Origin of the sequence: Paenibacillus sophorae, assembly GCF_018966525.1 — a bacterium.
GTDB lineage: Bacteria > Bacillota > Bacilli > Paenibacillales > Paenibacillaceae > Paenibacillus_AQ > Paenibacillus_AQ sophorae.
This window is the reverse complement of the sequence record NZ_CP076607.1, coordinates 335,545-355,894: the sequence shown is the minus strand read 5'-3', so window position 1 is coordinate 355,894 and position 20,350 is coordinate 335,545. Positions and strand designations below refer to the sequence as shown.

General features: G+C 49.0%; 17 protein-coding genes. 13 read left to right on the top strand and 4 right to left on the bottom strand.

Annotated elements, in window-relative coordinates:
* Positions 1–122: 122 nt before the first annotated feature.
* From KP014_RS01570 to KP014_RS01555, 4 genes are read left to right on the top strand one after another with little or no spacing between them, the layout of a single operon-like run.
* Positions 123–3,233, top strand: coding sequence for a type 2 lanthipeptide synthetase LanM family protein (locus KP014_RS01570; RefSeq protein ID WP_081949668.1), 3,111 nt, complete (start codon positions 123–125; stop codon positions 3,231–3,233).
* Positions 3,224–5,374: a peptidase domain-containing ABC transporter gene (locus KP014_RS01565; RefSeq protein ID WP_036592999.1), complete on the top strand. Its 2,151-nt coding sequence runs from the start codon at positions 3,224–3,226 to the stop codon at positions 5,372–5,374. Before KP014_RS01570 ends, KP014_RS01565 begins: the two co-directional genes overlap by 10 nt.
* An 18-nt stretch (positions 5,375–5,392) precedes the next feature.
* Positions 5,393–6,730: a S8 family peptidase gene (locus KP014_RS01560; protein ID WP_051499770.1), complete on the top strand. Its 1,338-nt coding sequence runs from the start codon at positions 5,393–5,395 to the stop codon at positions 6,728–6,730.
* 16 nt (positions 6,731–6,746) lie between these two features.
* Positions 6,747–6,935, top strand: a complete 189-nt coding sequence (locus tag KP014_RS01555) for a DUF4177 domain-containing protein (protein WP_036593000.1) — start codon at positions 6,747–6,749, stop codon at positions 6,933–6,935.
* A 65-nt stretch (positions 6,936–7,000) separates the two neighbouring features.
* Here KP014_RS01555 and KP014_RS29295 read toward each other — a convergent pair whose 3' ends face one another.
* The 3 genes from KP014_RS29295 to KP014_RS01540 all read right to left on the bottom strand — a co-directional run bounded on the left by KP014_RS29295 (position 7,001) and on the right by KP014_RS01540 (position 8,556).
* On the bottom strand, positions 7,001–7,210 hold the full coding sequence (locus KP014_RS29295) for an IS3 family transposase (protein ID WP_367888851.1): 210 nt from the start codon (positions 7,208–7,210) through the stop codon (positions 7,001–7,003).
* Between the two features lie 253 nt (positions 7,211–7,463).
* Positions 7,464–7,673, bottom strand: coding sequence for an IS3 family transposase (locus KP014_RS29290; RefSeq protein ID WP_367888850.1), 210 nt, complete (start codon positions 7,671–7,673; stop codon positions 7,464–7,466).
* 289 nt (positions 7,674–7,962) lie between these two features.
* Complete coding sequence (locus KP014_RS01540) at positions 7,963–8,556, bottom strand: helix-turn-helix domain-containing protein (RefSeq protein ID WP_081949662.1); 594 nt, start codon at positions 8,554–8,556, stop codon at positions 7,963–7,965.
* 426 nt (positions 8,557–8,982) lie between these two features.
* Here KP014_RS01540 and KP014_RS01535 point away from each other — a divergent pair, with 426 nt between their 5' ends.
* Positions 8,983–10,524, top strand: a complete 1,542-nt coding sequence (locus KP014_RS01535) for a glycoside hydrolase family 32 protein (RefSeq protein ID WP_036593002.1) — start codon at positions 8,983–8,985, stop codon at positions 10,522–10,524.
* Between the two features lie 80 nt (positions 10,525–10,604).
* Positions 10,605–11,465, top strand: coding sequence for a transglutaminase family protein (locus KP014_RS01530; RefSeq protein WP_036593003.1), 861 nt, complete (start codon positions 10,605–10,607; stop codon positions 11,463–11,465).
* Positions 11,466–11,631: 166 nt separating this feature from the next.
* Here KP014_RS01530 and KP014_RS01525 read toward each other — a convergent pair whose 3' ends face one another.
* A complete protein-coding gene (locus KP014_RS01525; RefSeq protein WP_246590616.1) occupies positions 11,632–12,132 on the bottom strand; it encodes a GNAT family N-acetyltransferase in 501 nt (166 codons plus the stop codon).
* Positions 12,133–12,336: 204 nt separating this feature from the next.
* Here KP014_RS01525 and KP014_RS01520 point away from each other — a divergent pair, with 204 nt between their 5' ends.
* The 7 genes from KP014_RS01520 to KP014_RS01490 all read left to right on the top strand — a co-directional run bounded on the left by KP014_RS01520 (position 12,337) and on the right by KP014_RS01490 (position 20,292).
* Positions 12,337–13,395, top strand: coding sequence for a LacI family DNA-binding transcriptional regulator (locus KP014_RS01520; protein WP_063619463.1), 1,059 nt, complete (start codon positions 12,337–12,339; stop codon positions 13,393–13,395).
* A gap of 234 nt (positions 13,396–13,629) precedes the next feature.
* Entirely contained in the window at positions 13,630–14,394 is a 765-nt protein-coding gene (locus KP014_RS01515) for a hypothetical protein (RefSeq protein WP_036593004.1), read from the top strand.
* Positions 14,395–14,534: 140 nt separating this feature from the next.
* Positions 14,535–15,488, top strand: coding sequence for a sugar kinase (locus tag KP014_RS01510; RefSeq protein ID WP_036593005.1), 954 nt, complete (start codon positions 14,535–14,537; stop codon positions 15,486–15,488).
* Between the two features lie 13 nt (positions 15,489–15,501).
* A complete protein-coding gene (locus tag KP014_RS01505; RefSeq protein ID WP_036593006.1) occupies positions 15,502–16,779 on the top strand; it encodes an MFS transporter in 1,278 nt (425 codons plus the stop codon).
* 148 nt (positions 16,780–16,927) lie between these two features.
* Positions 16,928–18,619: a dihydroxy-acid dehydratase gene (gene ilvD / locus KP014_RS01500; RefSeq protein WP_051499774.1), complete on the top strand. Its 1,692-nt coding sequence runs from the start codon at positions 16,928–16,930 to the stop codon at positions 18,617–18,619.
* Positions 18,607–19,572, top strand: a complete 966-nt coding sequence (locus tag KP014_RS01495; RefSeq protein ID WP_036593007.1) for a phosphoglycerate dehydrogenase — start codon at positions 18,607–18,609, stop codon at positions 19,570–19,572. Before ilvD ends, KP014_RS01495 begins: the two co-directional genes overlap by 13 nt.
* A 54-nt stretch (positions 19,573–19,626) precedes the next feature.
* On the top strand, positions 19,627–20,292 hold the full coding sequence (locus tag KP014_RS01490) for a bifunctional 2-keto-4-hydroxyglutarate aldolase/2-keto-3-deoxy-6-phosphogluconate aldolase (protein WP_036593008.1): 666 nt from the start codon (positions 19,627–19,629) through the stop codon (positions 20,290–20,292).
* Positions 20,293–20,350 lie beyond the last annotated feature (58 nt).

Sequence of the window (20,350 nt, the reverse complement as noted above, 5' to 3'; positions counted from 1 at the left end):
TGCCGCAGCCGATTTCTCTGGAGTCCAAAGGACGAGCCGCAGCTGAACCGTTGCTAAGCGGCTGTCATGAAGTTTGTTTTCATGGTAGCCCTTTTTTATTAATTTATGATAAGGGATGATAAATGATGAATAAGCTTCAATCCGCGTTTAAGCAGAGCGCTTACCTGCGTGAACTGGCTCCCTTTTCAACCGAGATGGAGAATGTCGACGAGGGTACGGTTAATTACAATATTTCCGAGAAAGCGCTATACAATAAGCTGAGTTCGCTTCGTCTGACTAAGCAAAACTATGAACATATAATCCGGAATTACCCGCAACTGATAGAGAATCATTTGCCGGAATGGGTTCAAGTCTTACGAAAAATTACAGCTTATGATCCAAAAGCTGTCTCGCATATAAAATACGAGCTCCCCCATAAATCCTTTGTTACTTATTTCACCCCATTTATTCTTTATGTCCAGAATGAAATGGAAGATTTCTTCAAATCACTGTCCCGAGAAAATAGTCTGGTGAAAACTAAGATTGATATCCATCAATACATGGAATGCGTTATTTCCATTATCCATAGCGACATTGATAAGCTATCGACCAAGATGCTGATTGCCGAGCTGAATATAGCAAGAATGGAAGGAAGTCTGAAGGGCAGCGACGGTGAAGAACGCTATATTTATTTTGTTGAGCAGTACTTGGGGGATTCCGAGAATTTCGCGGGAATTTTTGAGGTGTACCCTGTACTGGGAAGAGTTCTCTGTGAACGGCTTGTTCAATTGATTGAAATACATAAAACGCTGGTAAAGCATTTCCTGATGGATTACGAAACAATTGAAGAAACATTCGGCTTCCGCTCACCCCGCTTGACCGGGGTCAAAGGAGATTTGGGCGATTCCCATAAGAAGGGGCGCAGTGTGGAAATTATTGAGACGACTGCGGGCAAGCTAGTTTACAAACCGCGCTCGCTCGCGGTTGACTCCCATTTTACTGAGATCGTGGCTTGGGTGAATGCGAGCGGCGTGAAGCATTCTTTGCGTGCTGCCAAAGTACTAGACCGTGAGCAATACGGCTGGCAGGAATTTATTCAATATGACGATTGTATCGACGAAGCGCAGATCCAGCGTTTCTTTTACAGACAGGGAATGAATGTGGCTCTTCTTTATGCTTTCCGTTCCGTCGATTTTCATAATGAGAATTTGATTGCAGCGGGTGAGTATCCGATCCTGATCGATTTAGAGACTTTGTTCGATAATCAAATTGATTTGTTCCAAAACCAGAACCAGCTTCATATCACTGCGCTGGAGCTGAAGAATTCCGTGCTGTCTTCGATGATGCTGCCGGTCAAATTCAATCACGATCAGGCCTTGGACTACGATTTGAGTGGTATTGCGGGCAGAGGAGGACAAAAGTCCAAAAGGAACAAAGGTTATACCATCAGCAACTTTGGCACGGATGCGATGGCCTTTGTCGAGACGGAGCTGGTGACAAAAAATAAGCTGAATGTTCCTGCTATCAACGGACAGGATATTCAGATTTTTGACTATAAAGAGTATTTGCTGGAAGGCTTCCGCGACACGTACCGCTCAATCGAATCCCATAAATTTGAATTCGAGTCCCTGTTGAACATGTTCAGCAAGGATGAAGTCCGGCATGTCTTCCGACCTACACATGTGTATGGAAAATTCCTAGAGGCGAGCACCCATCCAAAGTATTTGCAAAGGGGGATTGACCGGGAAGGCTTGTTTGATTATATGTGGTCCATTACGGAATGGTCCGAACTCGCCAATGTGTTTGTCCGTTCCGAAATCAATGATTTGGTCGTCCATGACATTCCTTATTTCACTTTCCTTGTGGGTGGCAAACATCTGTATAACTCAGCGGGCAAAGAATACAGGGACTTCTATAAAGAAAGTAGCCTGGCATTGACCAAATCGCGTATCCGCTCCTTCTCGGAAGCAGATCGTCTGAAGCAAGAGCGGTATATCTCGCTGTCGCTGGCTACGCTGATCGACAACGTCTGGAACGGCATTTCAGAACAACCGGCAGAACTGCCCACGCCGGTTCATCTAAGGGATGAAATTGTAACAATTGCTGACGGGATGTTAGCCAAGGCCTTATATGATAAGAAGGGTAGAAGCCCCTTTTGGATCAGTACCAGTGTCGGAAATGAAGACGACATATTCCTGTCACCGCTCCCACCGGGCGTGTATGACGGCATCGGAGGAATAGCGATCTTTTATGCTCAACTGGGTGTTTTCTTAAAGTCGGCGGAATATGAGAGAACCGCAAAATCGATCTTGAACGTGCTTATGGGTGAAGAAAAGTTTTGGTTGGCTAATATGGACTCGACCTCGGCATTTTTTGGGATTGGGGCGTTTGTTTACGTGTATTCTTACTTGGGCTGCTTGTGGAATGATTCGTCCTTGCTTCATAGGGCCGTTGGTCTGCTCCCCGCAATTGAAAAGCTTCTCCCGCTCGAAGAAGAGATAGATATTATCAGGGGCCATGCCGGTTTATTAAAGGTATTGGCTAACCTTTACCGTGCATATCCGGCCGATGAAGTCATTCGGGTGCTTCAGATCCTATCGGAACGATATTTGCAGCAAATTAGAAATACTGTAATTCATTCGGACAGCGGGCGGTCCGCCGGATTTGCCCATGGCATCAGTGGGATTGCCTTTTCCTTGGCCCATGTCTATTGTGTGCTTCCGTCAAGCGATATTCAGCGTACGATCATGAAACTGGTGGAGATAGAAAATCGCTTTTATGTGGGATCGGAGCGGAAATGGTTAGACTTGCGGGAGAACAAACATGCGCTAGCCGCTAATTATTGGTGTCACGGTTCATACGGTATTCTGTTGGCTCGAGCCCATATCCATGCTCTGCTGCCCAGCTTCCCAGCCGAGCTTCTGATGATTGACCGTTTGCTGAACGACCTTTCCGAAACGGAGGGAGCCACTGGGCATTCGATGTGTCATGGAGAACTGGGGAACCGCAATGTTCTCCTGGATGTACACCGTTTGTTGCAAGGAGCGAAGCTGGCCGGTGAAGCTGAGTGGATGCAGCTTAACAAAACACCGGACAGACCATGGAGAACCGGGATGCATCCTGATATCGAGTCGCTTGGTCTGTTTACTGGAATTAGCGGAATTGCTTTTGGTATGCTGCGGCTCCTTGACCCTGAGATTCCATCTATTCTGGCGCTGGATATCCCGCTGAATGAGGTAGATGTATGTTCATAAATAGAACGCCGTTTGTGGAACAAATGCAGCAGACGGAGTGTGGCATATGCTGTATTTCGATGGTTGCCGGGAAATACAATGCCCACAAGACCCTAAGGGAACTGCGGAACATGGCGGGCATAGGCCGTGACGGTGTCACACTGTACACGATGCGAAATACGGCCGTCCGGTTAGGCTTCAAGGCCAAGGTATTCCGGGCGGAATTGCATCAGTTGTCGCAGCTTCGGCTGCCGGTGATTGCCCATTGGAACGAGAATCATTATGTAGTCATCGATAAAATAAACAAAAACAGCATAAAAATTATCGATCCGGCTGTGGGCAGACAAACGATTTCCTATGAGGAATTTCAGAAAAGCTATAATTTCATTGTTTTGGAAATGACCCCGACGGAACAAGTCGTTCCGCAAAAAAGAGTATCGGTTTGGGGCAAGTTTCTGAAGTATCTTATGGAAATCCCTAAAAAAGTGACTATTGTCATTATAATAGCAATTATCTACCAGTTAGGAACACTTGGGATGCCCATCTTGGTCCAATATCTCATTGATAACATTATTACGGCCAATAAATTTCAATTACTGTCCATCTTTATGGTGAGCGTTATCTTTTTGACGATCGTTCAAGGTTTTGTTCAATTTTTCCGAGGCAAATTCATCATTGTACTGAACAATACGTTGGATAAAAGGATGATGCAGCATTTCTTTTCTCATATCTTGAAACTCCCTTACCAGTTCTTTCAATTAAGGTCGTTTGGGGATCTGTTATTCAGGGCGAGTAGCCTCCGGATTATCAGAGAGATGCTCTCTTCTAAGCTTGTACTTGGATTGCTTGATTTCAGTGCGATTACATTTATTACAATTTACATGCTTAATAAATCCTTAGTCTTAACTAGTCTGGTGGTCGGGCTGTCGCTGTTGAATGTTCTGATGCTGATCCTTACCAAACGCAGGTTAAAAGAGGTAAATCAAGACGAAATTCTGAAAACCTCCCAACTTCAGAGCTATCAAACCGAGTTTTTGTACGGTATCTTCGGAATTAAAACGGCAGGCATAGAGAAGGAAACTTACCACCGCTGGGCCTCCTTTCTCGATCAACTGATTCAGGCTTACAAAAACAAGGAAGGGTTCATGAATATGATCGCTTCCCTTTCCGGAACACTCCAAATGATGTCGCCGCTTCTGGTACTGTGGATCGGGGCCATGCTGGTATTTAACAACCAGCTTTCGCTGGGGGAACTGATCGCGTTCTACTCGCTTTCGAATAACTTCTTCAGTATGAGCGGTTCCATCGTCCAAACGATCAACTCGTTTATGTTGACAGGCGCTTATCTTGAGCGGGTCCAGGATGTACTGGACGAGCCGTTGGAGCATACGGACGATGACAAGGAGAGCATTACTGAGTTCAAAGGCAACATCCGCCTAGACAATGTGTCATTCCGATACAGCGAGCACAGCGATTGGGTGGTCAAGGACATTAGCCTTGATATTGTATCCGGCCAGAAAATAGCAATTGTCGGGCAGTCCGGTGCAGGCAAAAGCACCTTGGCCAAGCTAATTCTAGGCCTGTATATGCCGTCGAATGGTAAGGTTTATTTTGACGGCAAGGATATCCGCGAATTGAATCTGAGCGCCTTGCGTAAGCAAATTGGCGTTGTTCCACAGGATGTCTCTCTGTTCAACCGAAGCATTAAAGATAATATCTCTTTGTATAAGGAAGATGTCAGTCTGGAGGAAATTCAAAGCGTCACAAAGATGGCTGAAATCTATGAGGATATTGTCAGAATGCCGATGGGATTTAACACCATGGTATCGGAACTAGGAATGAACATCTCCGGTGGACAAAGACAGCGAATCGCTCTCGCCAGGGCGCTGCTAAACAAGCCGTCTGTCATTCTGCTGGATGAAGCAACCAGTTCCCTGGATCATCAGAATGAAAAGCGCATTGATCATTTTTTAAGACGGCTAAAATGTACCCGGGTGGTGATTGCCCATAAGCTCACGACCATTATGGACTCGGATCTCATCATCGTAATGGAGAATGGAGAAATTACGGCCCTGGGAACGCATCATGACCTACTGAAGAAAAGTGAGTTCTATGCGGAATTTTACGCTAAATTTCAAGAGCATGCGTATTCACCCGTTTGAAGAAAGGGGAAGTGTAATTTGAAAAAGAAAAAACCGCTGGCGTCCCTGTTGCTGCTCATGGTGTGCGCGCTCCTTGCAGCCACGCCTTTCAGAACGGTCAGCGCTGTGGATGTGGGAAACAGTCAGTCGGAGACGATATTTGTTCTGCTGGACAGACCGCACCAAATGAAAACGATCGATTCTCTTCTAAGTAAAAGTCAGCTTACGGCAGATAAAATTCAGGAAATTGGCTTCCTAAAGTTGCAAGGAACTTCTGAGGAATTGGATAGGTGGCTGAAGAAATCCGCAAGCGAGGTGGATTTTTCCTGGTATAAGGACCCCGGAGAATCCGCAGAAGCCAAAATGCTTCAAAACAGAAACTACTGGGATTTGCATGGAATGGAAGAACTGAATGCGTATTTATGGTATGCGGAAGCACAAACTAATCATTATACGACATATGATATTCAGGAAGGCAATCCTAAGGTCAAGATAGCTTTGCTGGACAGTGGTGTGGATTTAGCGAATGAGCATTTTGGACAGACAATTCTTACAGTGGACAGCTGGAATTATGTTGACGGCAACAATAGTGTTCAGGATGAGAATGGCCATGGTACTCAGGTAGCAGGCGTTTTGAGTCTGCTGGCTCCGAAGATCAGCATTGTCCCTTACAAAATCATGAATAATGGTGGCGGGAACAGCTTCGCACTTCTAAGCGCCATCGTTCGGGCAGCCAATGACGGGAACCAGGTGATCAATATCAGTGCTGGCAGTTATATCCGATTGGATGATGCAGGGCGTATTCTGCGGGAAGCTTACCAACGGGCGGTCGATTATGCAGATAAAATGAATGCCATTATTGTGGCGTCTGCTGGAAACCGTGGGACCGGTGATAAATCCAATGCTGCGTCAAATGAAATTCATGCCCCCAGTATGCTGGAGCATGTCATCAGTGTCGGTGCGGTAATGAAGAGCAATCGGCTGGCTCCTTATTCCAACTATGGCCCATATATTGATTTTGTCGCTTACGGCGGGTATTTTGGCGACGACTTCGATACGACCGGAAATGTGAACGTGACGGATCTGATGTTGACGGCATTTCCCAAGTCGTTACCGAACACTGCATTGGATATTATGCTGAATATTCCGCAAGGCTACTCCCTTTCCTTCGGAACGAGTCTGGCTGCGCCGCAAGTATCAGCAACGGCAGCTCTGCTGATTTCGAACTATTACGACAGGCATCATCATTATCCGCAAGCCGATAATATTTTCCGCCTTCTGAAGCAAAGTGCTGTCGATCTTGGCGATCCAGGTAGGGATGACAAATTTGGCTACGGTGAGGTTATTGTGGACCAGGCTCTTAAACTGAAGAACTGACAAGGAGGAATGAATCATGTATAAATATGAATTTGTATCCATTTCCGTAGGAACGCTGAGTGGCAAGTTGAAGGAAGATTACCGGCAGGTGATCGAGCAGCATTCAGCAAGGGGATGGAAGTTGCACAGCATTGTCCCGATGCCAGTGCTGGCGGGGGGCCAGGTGTCAACGTTGGAGCTAATCTTCGAACGTTTTGAACAATAATAGTGAAGGAAAAGACTGGCCTGAACTGCTCCCCGTCAAGTAGACAGCATAAAAAATAAAAGCGTTTAGGCGGCCTTGGTCCTGAATTCCATGGGAATAAGGCCGTTTAATTTGGCTTGCAACCGTTCGTTATTGTAAAAATGGATATAGTCCTCCATATCGTGCTGAAGTTCCTCAAAGGTCGAGTAAGAATGCAAGTAATACCGCTCACACTTGAGGGTTCCCCAAAAGGACTTCATGGGACCGTTATCGATACATCGACCCACTCGGGACATGCTCTGCGTCAGTTTTGCACCAAATCGCTTCTTAAACTTCAAAGAGGTGTACTGAAAACCCCGGTCGCTATGAAGCATAGGCTTACTTCCCTGTGCCGTCCGCAAGGCGGTTCGTACCGTTTCAAAGACAAGCGCGTTGTTGTTGGAACGCCCCCAGTACATAAGAGATAATCGTGTTGTCATAAAGATCCAGGATGGCACTTAAATAGGCCTTCTCGCCATTTCCATATTTGAGTTCCGTGACATCGGTTACCTATTTTTTATTGGGAGCCGACGCATGGAACTTACGGTTCAGCAGATTCTCTGCCACCTGCTGCGGGGTGGATCGGGCATAGGCTTTTCGCGCTCTGCGGATCACCGACTGAATGCCTCGAATCTTCATCAGCCGGCGGATTCGCTTGGGATTCAACGCTTGTTCCGTCTGCCGGCGCAGATGCAGGGTTAGTCGGCGGTATCCGTAGATTCCCCCAACCTGCTCGTACAGCGAAATCAGGGCATCGGTAAGCTTCCGGTTTTCCCGTTCACGGGCACTGGGGCGATGCGCCCGCCATTTGTAGTAGCTGGATCGTGAAATCCCTGCAAGATCACATAACAGCTGGACCGGGAAGGCTTCTTGCTCATGAACCGCCTGAATGGCCAGATAAATCCGTTCCTGACGATGTGCGCTTAGCGTCGCCTGCTTTCGAGTTCCTGCAACTTTTTGAAGAACGCATTCTCGGCCCGAAGCCGCTCATTCTCATATTCCAGCTTCTTCATTGCGAGCTTGTGGTGTTCCGTTTCGGTGGTCTCTTCGGGTTCCTTTTTTCGCCCCCCCGGCCATCCCGGAGCGCATCCTCGCCACCCCTCTCGTACTTCTTGACCCATTGGTACACCTGCTGGTACGAAACCTGAAAATGGTCCGCTGTCTTCTGATAGTCGTGTTGCTGTGCAAGGCAATAGAGCACGATGTCTATCCGCTCCTGCCACGTTGTCGTCCGCCCCTTGGTCATAGCCTTTGTTCCACCTGAATAGATTTTTATGCTGCTATGATCATTATACGTCTTCACCCAATTGCGAAGTTGGGTTCGGCTGACGATTTGGTATTTATCGATAATTTGGGATTGGGACAAACTCCCCGAAAGATAATCCAGTACCGCTTGAAGCTTGAACTCTGCGGAATACCTTCGATTACGGGTCCGAGTCTCCAGCCCGGCATAGCCATACACCTCATATCGCGGCTGCCACTCTGCCAAGGTTGTTCTCCCGATGCCATAGATCTTCGCGGCTGCCCTGATACTTATCTGCCCACTTTCCATTGCTTGTAGGATCATGAGTTTCTGCGCAACTTGATATGGTGGTTTTTGCATGAAAAATGCTCCCCTCACAGTAACAAGTTTTTATTATTTCACCTGTCTACTGTATGGGGAGCATATCAAATTCATCCTTGGCCGGCCGGTTTCATTTTGGCCTACCGCATGTTTCCTCAGCAAATTATGGGCGAGCGAAAGCCGCTCTGGCCCCCTGGCTCACCCCGATCCCTCGGTTTCCTTTCGCTCCGGTATATCCATAGCTTCACTTCATATCCACTATCCGTTTTACTCCGTTTTTCCCGCACAAAAACCCAGTTTTCGACCAATCCCGCGCACCCATGGATATCCCAATTAGAAGAATTATACAAGAATTTGGTGAAATTTGTCGATCCAGATATTGTATTTGAGCTGGTGTATTCCGATAAATCAAATATATGAGGGAAGAGCTGGAGTTAAAAAACACAGTAAGAGGATGGGGATTTAATGAGAGTGAGAGTAAAATGTATAAGTAATCAAGCAAGAGGTGTACTATTCGCAGTCCTTGTTGGATTATTATTTTCTTTTGGATTCGTCGGATCGAAAGCAGCCTTTGCAAATTCTGAATTAAATCGTCCGGAGTATCACATTACTCCTCAAGCAGAGTGGATGAACGACGTCCAAAGACCTTTATACATCAACGGTCAACACCATTTATACTATCTTTATAACGACGACTATTCATGGGGTGGAAATGGTACAGAGTGGGCTCATGCGGTGTCTACGGATTTAGTTCACTGGGAGAGGAAACCGGTAGCTATAGAAAAATATAAAACTCCGTATGGAGACCCTTGGACGGGCAGTACGGTTATCGATGAAAATAACACAGCAGGGTTTGGCAAAAATGCTGTAATTGCGTTAGTAACGATGCCATATGAAGGACAATCTACTCACCTTTGGTATAGTACAGATGGCGGAAATTCCTTTAAACATTATAATATCGTCCAGCATAACCCAACAGGAAGTGCCGATTTTAGAGATCCCAAAATCATTTGGCATGAACAAACACAGAAGTGGGTCATGCTATTAGCAGAAAGAGATAAAGTGGGGTTTTATACATCTTCTAACTTAAAAGACTGGGAGTATACTTCTTCTTTTGTAAGACAGGATATTGGAATTATTGAATGTCCTGATATTTTTCAATTGAACGTAGATGGAAATAGCGACAATAAAAAATGGGTCTTAATGATCGGGGGTAATGGGTTTAATTATGGTGTAACAACTGGTTCCAGTTATTTTGTAGGTGATTTTGATGGAAGGGAGTTTCATGCTGAAACTCCTGTCAAATGGCTGGAACAGGGCGCAGACTCCTATACAGGGGTTACTTGGGATGCTCCGTATACAAATGGGAACTTCAGGTACTTTATTTCGTGGATGAATAATTGGAATTACGCAGGTAAGCTTCCGTGGGATACGTTCAATGGAAATACGAGTATTGTAAGAGAAATACGGTTAAAAACAACACCTGACGGATTAAAGCTGGTGCAAGAACCAGTATGGAATCTTCTAGACAATTTTCCTATAATTATGGATATAAGAGGGGAAGATATATACACGGGTCAAGAGAATATTTTTAAAGATTTTCATGGACTTTCTTATTCTATTGAGGCCCAAATAGATGTCGCGGACTTAACGGAAGGGAAGTTTGGGTTTTCTGTTAGAGATGGGGACGGGCAGCATGCAGATCTGACATATGATAAATCAATAAATGAATTTGTGTTTAATAGGGAAAGTTCAAGGATAAAGATTGATGTTGAGGAGTTCAAGAGACCGCAAAGAGTGATCGTAGCCCCGAAAGAGGGGAAAATTAAGCTGGAAATATTAGTGGACAGGAATGCCGTCGAAGTATTTATCAATGACGGGGAATACGTGCTGAGTAACTTAATATTAAATGATTTGTCTTCAGATGGATTGAGATTATGGACAGATGGACATTTACATTTAGATTACCTAAAACTAAGGGATTCTAATGAATTTACGATCAGCTAAAAAGGTGTCCAAGGCTATTTCCTCCAAGCTTCGGGGAAAATATTGGCGTACAGAATGCCCCAAAGGAGACGTCAGGTCCGATGAACTACGAAATTGTGCATACGAATACGTTCACATATGAAACGCAAGTCGATCAAAGCCTGAATACGATCCGGCTTAAACCGTTGACGGATGAAGTACAGCGGCTGCTGATGTACCGGGCGGAGATTACGCCGGCTTCCCTAACCCAAGAATATACCGATTTATGGGGCAATCTGGTGGAGACCTTTTTTATACCCGAGAAGCATAATCTGCTGGAAGTGAAGACCACGTCGGTCGTGAGCATTCAGCGGGGTTCCTTTATCCATGAAATTCAGTATTCGAAGCGGATGCAGGATATTTTTCATTCCCGGCAATTCCGGCAGCATTATCTGTCCTATCTGAACGAGACCGACTATACCTTCCTGTACCCGGAGCAGTTGTCGGAAGTGAAGCGCGGGCTGGGCGAGATGGATAATCCCGTTCAGTACGCTTTACGGGTCATGAGGTATGTATACGAAACGTTCACCTATTGCGGGGAGGTGACAAGTGTGGACACACGGGCCCGGCAGGCTTTTGAGCTGAAAAAAGGGGTGTGCCAGGATCTGGCCCATGTCATGATCGGCATTCTGCGCGCGTGCCGCATCCCGTCCCGGTATGTAAGCGGGTATTTATACGTCGGCGAAGATTCCGCCCTTAAAGGCGATGCCGCCACTCACGCCTGGGTCGAGGTGATAGTGCCGGGGATCGGCTGGGTCGGCCTTGACCCGACCAACAATGTGGAGGCGCTGGACAATCACATTCGTGTCGGAACAGGGCGCGATTATGCCGACGTCAGCCCGCTGCAGGGCGTGTACCGCGGGGGCAGCAGCACGCTTGAAGTCGGCGTGTCCGTGACACTTCTGGAGCAGCCAGGGGACTAAAGGAGGGAGCAGTTGGAATGGCGGAGTGCAGATTTCGGCGCGACATACTCTAGCGGATAAAGTCGTGCCGGGTGGGAGTGTTAGCCCCTGCACCAGCTCGCCCGCCCGCTATACTTGTACGGTAGGCGCATGGCGGATCTACCGAAAGCGCGCCGGGCTGATTGCGTTAACGTCCCGCCTCGTATTCCGTCCGCAGAATCGATAGGATGTGAAGCGAATCGAACCTGTCCCCGACCTTTACGCATTCGCGCAAGGTGCCTTCCGGTGTGAAGCCGGCCCCCTCGTAAATATGGCGCGCTCTGGCGTTATGCGTCTTGACGTCCAGCCACAGGCGGTGTACGGATGTGCTGCGGAACAGCCATTCCTTGAGCAGCCGGAGCGTCTCTTTGCCGTATCCGCTTCCTTTTTTCACCACAACTATACGTTTGATGCATACCGACAGATTGGGGTCGGTGAGACCCGTTACGATTACGTATCCCGCAGGTTCCTCGGCCGCATTTTCGATAATGATGTGCAAAATATCGGGGTCCTGCAGTGCGTCTCGGTGTTCTTGCTGATTCCATTGGCCTACATAGAGGCTGTTTTGCTGATCGCGCTCGGCCTCAATCACGAATGCCAAGTCATCCTCTTCCGTCCTCCGCAGACGTATTATTCCTGAGTCAATCAAATTTTGTCTTCTCCTTCCAATAATTTTCATAATTATATAATAAAGAAGAAGGTTTGTCCGCCTAACATCTGTTAGAATACGGGAGTACACTGTTTTCTGTAAATATTCATATGTTTGCAAAAAGGATACTCGCGGCTTTGGCCCGGAGTAGCTTGACGTGATATAATTAAGAATCTCAAAACTTATTAAGAATGAGGAAAATACATGGATTCTATAAATCAACCTTCCAAGCCTCCGCAAAAAGCGACGATCGCCGATGTGGCCAAGGCAGCGGGGGTTTCCAAAACGACGATATCCCGCTATTTGAGCGGAGATTATAAATCCATCTCCGAAGCCACCCTGCAAAGAATTAAGCAGAGTGTGAAAGAGCTTCGCTACCGGCCAAGCCGTCTGGCAAGAGGCCTGCGGCAGGACCGCAGCTACTCCATCGGAATGATTTTTGCCGACATTTCCAATCCCTTCTCCACCTCCGTTCTTAAGGGTGCCGAGGACATGTGCACGAAACAGGGGTACAGCATGATTGTGTGCAATACGGATAACGATCCCGAGAAGGAAAAAAATTATATCGCGATGTTGCATGCCCAGCGCGTTGACGGGCTGATCATCCACCCGACCGGACAGAACCTGGAGAATCTGCGGGAACTCTCGGAGGACCAAATTCCGATTGTATTGATCGACCGCAGCATCCCGGGACTTAAAGTCGATACGGTCGGAACCGATAATGACAAGGCCATGACCGAAGCGACGGGGTATTTTCTTGACCAGGGATTCGAGCGGATCGGATTCTTCTCGCAACCTATTCAGCATGTCAGCTCCCGGATTGAGCGGGCTCGAACCTTTGTCCAGATTCTGGCTGCGGCCGGACATCCCAGCGTCGACGATATTTACGAATATGAGCCCCGGATCCAGGGGCAGTTCGACGAACAACTGGACCGGTTTATTGCCGAGACGCAGGGTCAATACCGCATGATTTTTGCGGTCAACGTAGTGACCCAGCTGAAATTGATCAACGCTCTGCAGAAGCGGGGGCTTCGTATCCCCGAAGATGTCGGCTTTGCCGGTGTTGACGATTCCGAGTGGGCTCCCGTTGTGGGCTCCGGACTTACAACCATTGCGCAGCCAACTTATGAGATCGGCAATAAGGCGATGGAGCTCATTCTGGAGCGTATTGCCGGCGATAATGGGCAGCCGGGGCATTATGCCCTGTCTGCGAATTTGATCACAAGAGGCTCAACTCCTTCACGAAATGCTAAGATCCTGTGAACTGTATTGACTGGGGAGCCTCCCCTCATGTATCTTAATGCCAGTGGAACCGATACCGATAACCGATTCCATTCCTAATCGATTAGCGTAGGTTGTGAAAAGTGTCACTTAGGGTCGCTTTTAAATAAAGCGGCTCATCTTTAGAAGTTTAATGGAACCGATACCGTTTATCGATACCATTAATTAAATTCTAGGGATTTGAATGGCTATTTTTTGACTAAAGGAGAATTTGGGATGACTCAGGTATTTACAACAACGGCTTCCCTGGGGCCTCTGGCCGCAGACGGTGGACAGGAATTATGTGTCCCGGTAGCCATAGCCGCAGGCTGTGCCGGTATTGAAATCCGCAGAGAGCTGTTTCGGGAGGAAACCCCTCGCCTGGACGATCTGAAAGACTTGATCAGGAAGGGTCAGCTTGTAAGCGTTTATTCGGCACCCATTGAGCTGTGGCAGGCGGATGGTTCGCTGAATGTGGAGAAGTTGGATGTTGTTATACCGGAGGCGCTGTCAATCGGAGCAGTATGGCTCAAGACTTCGCTTGGGCATTACAAATCCGGAGTATCGGATCTTGAAGGGCTTAAGAAATACTGGAAGAGCCTTGTATCCGATTCGGACGCTTTGGAATTGACGGTTGAGAATGACCAAACACTTCATGGCGGTAATGTAATGAAGCTCCGGAAATTTTTTGAAGATTGCAAAGAAGCGGGGCTTTTTATCCAGATGACCTTTGATATCGGCAACTGGGAATTTACCGAAGAAGAAGCCATGAAAGCGGCGGCGGAACTAAACAAATATGTCGGCTATATTCATTTAAAACATGTAGAGAAAATCGATGGGAAGCTGGTAACTCTGGGACTTCCGGAAGAAAAAGATAGCCTCTGGCGTAACATTCTGGATCTGCTCCCGCGCGATGTGCCGCGTACGATTGAGTTTCCGGTTGAAGGTGAAGATGTTGAAGGGGTTCTGCGGCAGTATGTATCCATGATATCGGAAGCATGAGTTTATGCTTTCGAAGCCAGTTTTGCGAAGTGCACACTGGAAGCCTATGCAGTCAAAACTTATAGTTTGCGCTTTCGAAGTGAGTTTTGCGAAGTGGGCACTGTAAGCTGATGCTGTCAAAACTTATAGGAGGAATGGTTATGAAAGCATGCGATGTTGTAACATTCGGAGAAGCCATGGCTATGTTCATCGCCGATCGTCCGGGCGAGCTGCATCAAATCGAACGATTCACGAAGGCTCTTGCCGGAGCGGAAACAAACGTCTCCACAGGTCTGGCACGGCTCGGCTTTGGCATGCGGTGGATCAGTAAGGTCGGAAACGACGCGTTTGGAAAATTCATTATTGATGCTCTTCGCAAAGAGAATGTCGATGTGGATGCCGTATTTACCGATGAACGTTATCCGACGGGATTTCAAATGAAATCCAAGGTCGTGGATGGCGATCCGCAAGTTCAGTATTTCCGTAAAGGCTCTGCCGCCAGCACAATCTGCCCGGCAGATGTCGATATGAATTACTTTACCACTGCAAAGCATCTCCATCTGACAGGGATTCCTGCAGCAATCTCGGAATCGGCCCGCGAGCTGTCTTTTGAAGCGATTAAAGCGATGAGAGTGGCGGGACGGAGTATTTCATTCGATGTTAATCTGCGGCCGAAGCTGTGGAGCAGCCAGGCTGAAATGATCGAGAACGTCAATGCACTGGCGGTACAGGCGGATTGGGTGCTTCCGGGCGTGGGAGAAGGCAAGCTGCTCACCGGCTATTCCGATCACAGAGATATTGCGGCCTACTATCTTGACCGCGGTGTGAAGCTTGTAGCGGTTAAGCTTGGACCAGAAGGTGCATACTACCGCACTGCGTCCGAAGAAGGCGTTGTCGAAGGCTTCAAAGTGCAGGCGGTCGATACGGTTGGAGCCGGTGACGGCTTTGCGGTTGGCGTAATCAGCGGCTTGCTGGACGGCCTATCGGTAAAAGAAGCGGTACGTCGCGGAAACGCGATCGGAGCCCTTGCCGTAACGGCAGAGGGTGATGCGGAAGGACTGCCTACCCGTGAGCAGCTGGAAGCCTTTATGAATGCATCCGTTATAACTCAATAAGGAGAGAAAGATTATGGATAACAAAAAGCTGGCGCCCAGCCGGTGGCTGAAACTGATTCCTGTTATATTTTTTACTTATAGCTTGGCCTACCTGGACCGCGCAAACTACAGTTTCGGTTCGGCATCCGGTATGGCGGATGATCTTCATATTACACCGTCGGCTTCTTCGCTGCTGGGTGCGCTGTTCTTCCTGGGATACTTCTTCTTTCAGATTCCCGGCGCGACTTACGCCGCCAAGAGAAGTGCCAAGAAACTCGTATTCGTTTGTCTAATCTTGTGGGGATCCTGTGCTGCAGCGACCGGTCTCGTAAATGATATCCGAGTTCTCTATGCCATCCGGTTCACACTTGGGGTGGTAGAAAGCGCTGTAATGCCGGCAATGCTGATCTTCCTGAGCAACTGGTTCACCAAAAGCGAACGTTCCCGTGCGAATACGTTCCTGATCCTCGGAAATCCTGTTACGGTTCTTTGGATGTCCATTGTCTCCGGATATCTGGTACATGGCCTTGGATGGCGGCATATGTTTGTCGTTGAGGGTTTGCCTTCCGTAATTTGGGCATTCTTCTGGTGGAGACTGGTTAAGGACAAACCTAGCGAAGCCAAGTGGTTGTCCGACAACGAAAAGAAAGATCTTGAACAAGCGCTTCTTGAAGAACAAAAGGGTATGAAAGAAGTCAAGAACTACCGTGAAGCGTTCAAGAACCCTAAGGTTATTATGCTGTCCATCCAATATTTCTTCTGGAGTATCGGTGTTTACGGTTTTGTTATGTGGCTTCCGTCCATTCTTAAAGAGTCTTCAGGCATGGGAATTGTCAATGCAGGCTGGTTGTCCGCAGGCCCGTACCTGGCAGCCATCATCGGTATGCTTGGCGTCTCTTACTACGCTGACCGCACCATGAACCGCAAAGGTGCCGTTTGGGTTTGTCTGCTGATTGGCGCGATCGCTTTCTATGGTTCCTATTTGATCGGGGCCTCGAACTTCTGGCTTTCCTACTCGCTGCTGGTTATCGCCGGCGGAGCGATGTACGCACCTTATGGACCTTTCTTCGCTATCATTCCTGAGCTTCTGCCAAAGAACGTTTCGGGCGGTGCGATGGCGCTGATCAACAGCTTTGGAGCACTTGGTTCTTTCGTTGGCTCTTACATTGTAGGTTACCTGAATGGCTCGACCGGTTCGCCTGACGCTTCCTTTATGTTCATGGCGCTGGCGCTTGTCGTATCCGTTGTAATGACCATTGTTGTTAAAACACCTAAGGGAAACGCCCCTGACGGTGAAAAATTGGCCGCTTAAATTCCGTTTGGAAGACACGGCGCAGGGTGTCAAATTTGGCACAGCGTCGTCTCTTCCCTTTATGTATTATAATAATGTGAGATTGACATATTCGTTCAGAAAAAATCAAGTGGACTAAATCAAGCAGTAAAATTTGGAGGGAATTATTATGAGTAACCGAATTTCTACGATTTCGCCGTTTACCAGAGCGATCTTGAAGGCCCATCTGTGTTCCTGCGGAGTAGACTACTCCAAAATGGATAAGCCCGTTATCGCCGTAGCCAACTCCTGGAACGAAATCGTGCCGGGACATGTGCATTTGCGCCAACTGGCTGACCGTGTGAAGGCAGGCATCGAGGCTGCTGGCGGTCTGGCGCTCGAATTCAACACCATCGCCGTTTGCGACGGAATCGCCCAAGGGCATGAAGGCATGAAATATTCGCTGCCGAGCCGCGAAATCGTAGCTGACAGCGTGGAAACGATGGTTAAGGCGCATGGTATTTTTGACGGCATGGTCGTTCTGAGTTCTTGCGATAAAATCGTTCCGGGTATGCTGATGGCGTCCGCGCGCCTGAACCTGCCAGGTCTGGTTGTACTGGGCGGAGTTATGCCGAACCACATCAAGCCGAAGGAATCCAAAGCGGCAAGACGCGCATTCCTCGACGGAAAGCTGGATGAAAAAGGCCTGGTTGAAGTGACTAACCAATACTACCCGGGTCCTGGAGCGTGCCCGTTCCTCGGAACGGCCAACACGATGCAGGGATTGTCCGAGGCGCTCGGCATGGCAATGCCGAATACGTCCTGGATGCAGGCATTGTCGGACGAGCAATTGGACGCCGCAGAAGCTGCTGGACGTCAAGCTGTTGAACTGGTTAAGAAAGGCATTACGCCGAGCCAAATCATGACCCCGGAAGCGTTCGAGAATGCCATTTCCGTGCTGCTGGCCATGGGCGGATCGCTGAATGCGTGCCTGCATCTGCCGGCGATTGCGCATGAACTCGGCATCGACCTGCCGATGACCCTGTTCGACGATATCAGCCGCCGCGTGCCGTTCCTGGCGGGAGTAACGCCGAATAACCAAGAATATACCACGAACGATCTGCAGCGTGCCGGCGGTATGAAGGCTTTAATGAAGGAACTCGGCGGATTGCTGCACACCGGAGCTCTGACCGTAACAGGCGATACCGTGGAGAACAACATTGCGGACGCTGCTGTACTTGACCGCGATGTCATCCGCACGCTGGAAGAGCCGCTCGACAAAGAAGGCGGCGTGGCTGTTCTGGTAGGCAACCTGGCTGTTGATGGCGCGCTGATCAAGCAGTCGGCGGTAGCTCCTGAGCTGAGAAGCTTCACGGGACCGGCGAAGGTGTTCAACTCCGAAGAAGCTTTCTCGGAAGCTTATGAAGAGGGCCTGATTCAGGAAGGTGACGCAGTCGTGATCCGCTATGAAGGACCGAAAGGCGGACCGGGCATGCGCGAGCTGCACCGCTGTACGGAGATCCTTGGCAAGTTCAAGCGCGCCGCGCTGGTAACGGACGGCCGTTTCTCGGGCGCAACATCGGGCTTGTCGATCGGATATGCGAGTCCTGAAGCCGCCGAAGGCGGAACGATTGCGCTGGTGCAGGACGGTGATATGATTGAGATCGACATCGCAACCCGCAAGCTGCAGCTGCATGTCTCGGAAGAAGAGCTGGCGAAGCGCGCGGAGCGTCTGGAAGAGTTCAAGATTGAAGCGAGCAAGCTGCTTCGTCTGTACGCGCAGCATGCTTCCTCGGCATCCAAGGGCGGCGTGCGCGTAGTATCCGAAGGCAATACTGCAGCGCCAGCCGTGAAAGAGGAGGTAACCGTATGCCAAAAGTAGTTGCACTGCCGCGTTCTTTCTCCCGTTCGGAGGAAGCGAAGGAATTGCTGCTTAAGGCCGGATTCGAGGTTATCTGGAATACGGAAGGCCGTCCGCTGAAAGAAGCGGAACTCATCGAAGTAATCAAGGGTGCGGACGCGCTGATTACCGGGATCGACGAGGTGACGGCGAAGGTGCTGGAAGCGGGCGCTCCGACCTTGAAGGTTGTTGCGAAATACGGCGTCGGCTACGATAATATTGATGTGGAAGCCGCGAACCGTCTGGGCATTCCGGTGACGATTACGCCAGGCGCTCCTACCCGTTCGGTAGCGGAGCTTGCGCTCACCCTGATGCTGAGCGTCGCCCGCCATATCCCGCAAATGAATGCTGGAGTAAGGGAAGGAGGCTGGGGCCGCACTACCGGCTCGGAGCTGGGAGACAAAGTGCTGGGCGTTGTCGGTCTTGGCGCCATCGGAGCCGAGGTTGTGAAGCGTGCGGTTGCATTTGATATGAAGGTCATTGCGTATGACGCCTTTGTCCGTCAAGATATGATCGACAAGTATGGCGTGGAGTACGTTACCCTTCCGGAGCTGTACGCACAGTCCGATTTCATCACTCTTCATGCTCCCGCGATTCCTGAAACGGTTGGCATGATCAACAAGGAATCTCTGGCTCAAATGAAGAAGACAGCGATTCTGATCAATACGGCTCGGGGCGATCTGGTCGTTGAGCAGGATTTGTACGAGGCTTTGTCCTCGGGACAAATCGCGGGCGCGGGTCTGGATACCTTCGTTCAGGAGCCGCCGGCAACGCTGGACATCGTTGGACTGCCTAATGTGGTGACTTCCCCGCATGTTGGCTCCAACACAGTAGAGGCGGGTTACCGCATGGCCAAGATGGCTGCGGAAGAAGCGATCCGTGCGGTGAACGGAGAAGCGCCTAAATTCCCGGTTAAGGTCCCGGTTAACAAGTAATCATAGCTAGTAATTCGGATAAATCACGTTATATTAAGCAAAGGGGAACTGGAAATGAAGAAGCTGCGTATTGTTAATCAGATACATGAGGGAGGCGTTGTCGCGGTTCTCCGCGGGAACTCCCCTGAAGAAGTAGTGGAAATGGCGAAGCAATCGATCGCCGGTGGCATCAAGATTATCGAAGTTACGCTAACCGTGCCGTTTGCTCTGAGAGCCATCGAGAAGCTGGCAGCCGAATACTCTTCGAGCGCGCCTGCCGACTCCGATAAATATGCCGTTATCGGCGCAGGAACCGTGCTCGACCCTGAGACTGCACGCGCCGCCATCCTAAGCGGCTCGGAATTTGTAGTTGGGCCTTCTCTGAATCCGGAGACGGTCAAGCTGTGCAATCGGTACCGCGTGCCGATCATGCCAGGTGTTATGACGGCGATGGAAATTCAGGAAGCTCTCGACCTGGGCGTTGATGTTGTGAAGCTGTTCCCTGGAAATCTGTATTCCCCGGCCATGATCAAGGCCTTTAAAGGTCCTCTGCCGCAGGCGAATGTGATGCCGACCGGCGGCGTCAATCTGGAAAACCTTAAAGATTGGATCAAAGCCGGAGCATTTGCTGTCGGCATCGGCTCCGACTTGACCACAGATGCCCTGCGCGAGAAGGATTACAGTCTCGTTGCCAAGAAATCGGCTCAGTACATTGAGGCGTTCAAAGCAGCGATTAGATAAGGCTACAGTTAATTAATAAGGTTGGCCCATCGTCATGGTGTGCACTGTGCACTGACGG

What these genes read in the sequence shown, in the direction of transcription:
- KP014_RS01570 (WP_081949668.1), top strand. Translation starts at nt 123, where the DNA reads ATGATGAATAAGCTTCAATCCGCGTTTAAGCAGAGCGCTTACCTGCGT.
- KP014_RS01565 (WP_036592999.1), top strand. Translation starts at nt 3,224, where the DNA reads ATGTTCATAAATAGAACGCCGTTTGTGGAACAAATGCAGCAGACGGAG.
- KP014_RS01555 (WP_036593000.1), top strand. Translation starts at nt 6,747, where the DNA reads ATGTATAAATATGAATTTGTATCCATTTCCGTAGGAACGCTGAGTGGC.
- KP014_RS29295 (WP_367888851.1), bottom strand. Translation starts at nt 7,210, where the DNA reads ATGTCCCGAGTGGGTCGATGTATCGATAACGGTCCCATGAAGTCCTTT.
- KP014_RS01540 (WP_081949662.1), bottom strand. Translation starts at nt 8,556, where the DNA reads ATGCAAAAACCACCATATCAAGTTGCGCAGAAACTCATGATCCTACAA.
- KP014_RS01535 (WP_036593002.1), top strand. Translation starts at nt 8,983, where the DNA reads ATGAGAGTGAGAGTAAAATGTATAAGTAATCAAGCAAGAGGTGTACTA.
- KP014_RS01530 (WP_036593003.1), top strand. Translation starts at nt 10,605, where the DNA reads ATGAACTACGAAATTGTGCATACGAATACGTTCACATATGAAACGCAA.
- KP014_RS01520 (WP_063619463.1), top strand. Translation starts at nt 12,337, where the DNA reads ATGGATTCTATAAATCAACCTTCCAAGCCTCCGCAAAAAGCGACGATC.
- KP014_RS01515 (WP_036593004.1), top strand. Translation starts at nt 13,630, where the DNA reads ATGACTCAGGTATTTACAACAACGGCTTCCCTGGGGCCTCTGGCCGCA.
- KP014_RS01510 (WP_036593005.1), top strand. Translation starts at nt 14,535, where the DNA reads ATGAAAGCATGCGATGTTGTAACATTCGGAGAAGCCATGGCTATGTTC.
- KP014_RS01505 (WP_036593006.1), top strand. Translation starts at nt 15,502, where the DNA reads ATGGATAACAAAAAGCTGGCGCCCAGCCGGTGGCTGAAACTGATTCCT.
- ilvD (WP_051499774.1), top strand. Translation starts at nt 16,928, where the DNA reads ATGAGTAACCGAATTTCTACGATTTCGCCGTTTACCAGAGCGATCTTG.
- KP014_RS01495 (WP_036593007.1), top strand. Translation starts at nt 18,607, where the DNA reads ATGCCAAAAGTAGTTGCACTGCCGCGTTCTTTCTCCCGTTCGGAGGAA.
- KP014_RS01490 (WP_036593008.1), top strand. Translation starts at nt 19,627, where the DNA reads ATGAAGAAGCTGCGTATTGTTAATCAGATACATGAGGGAGGCGTTGTC.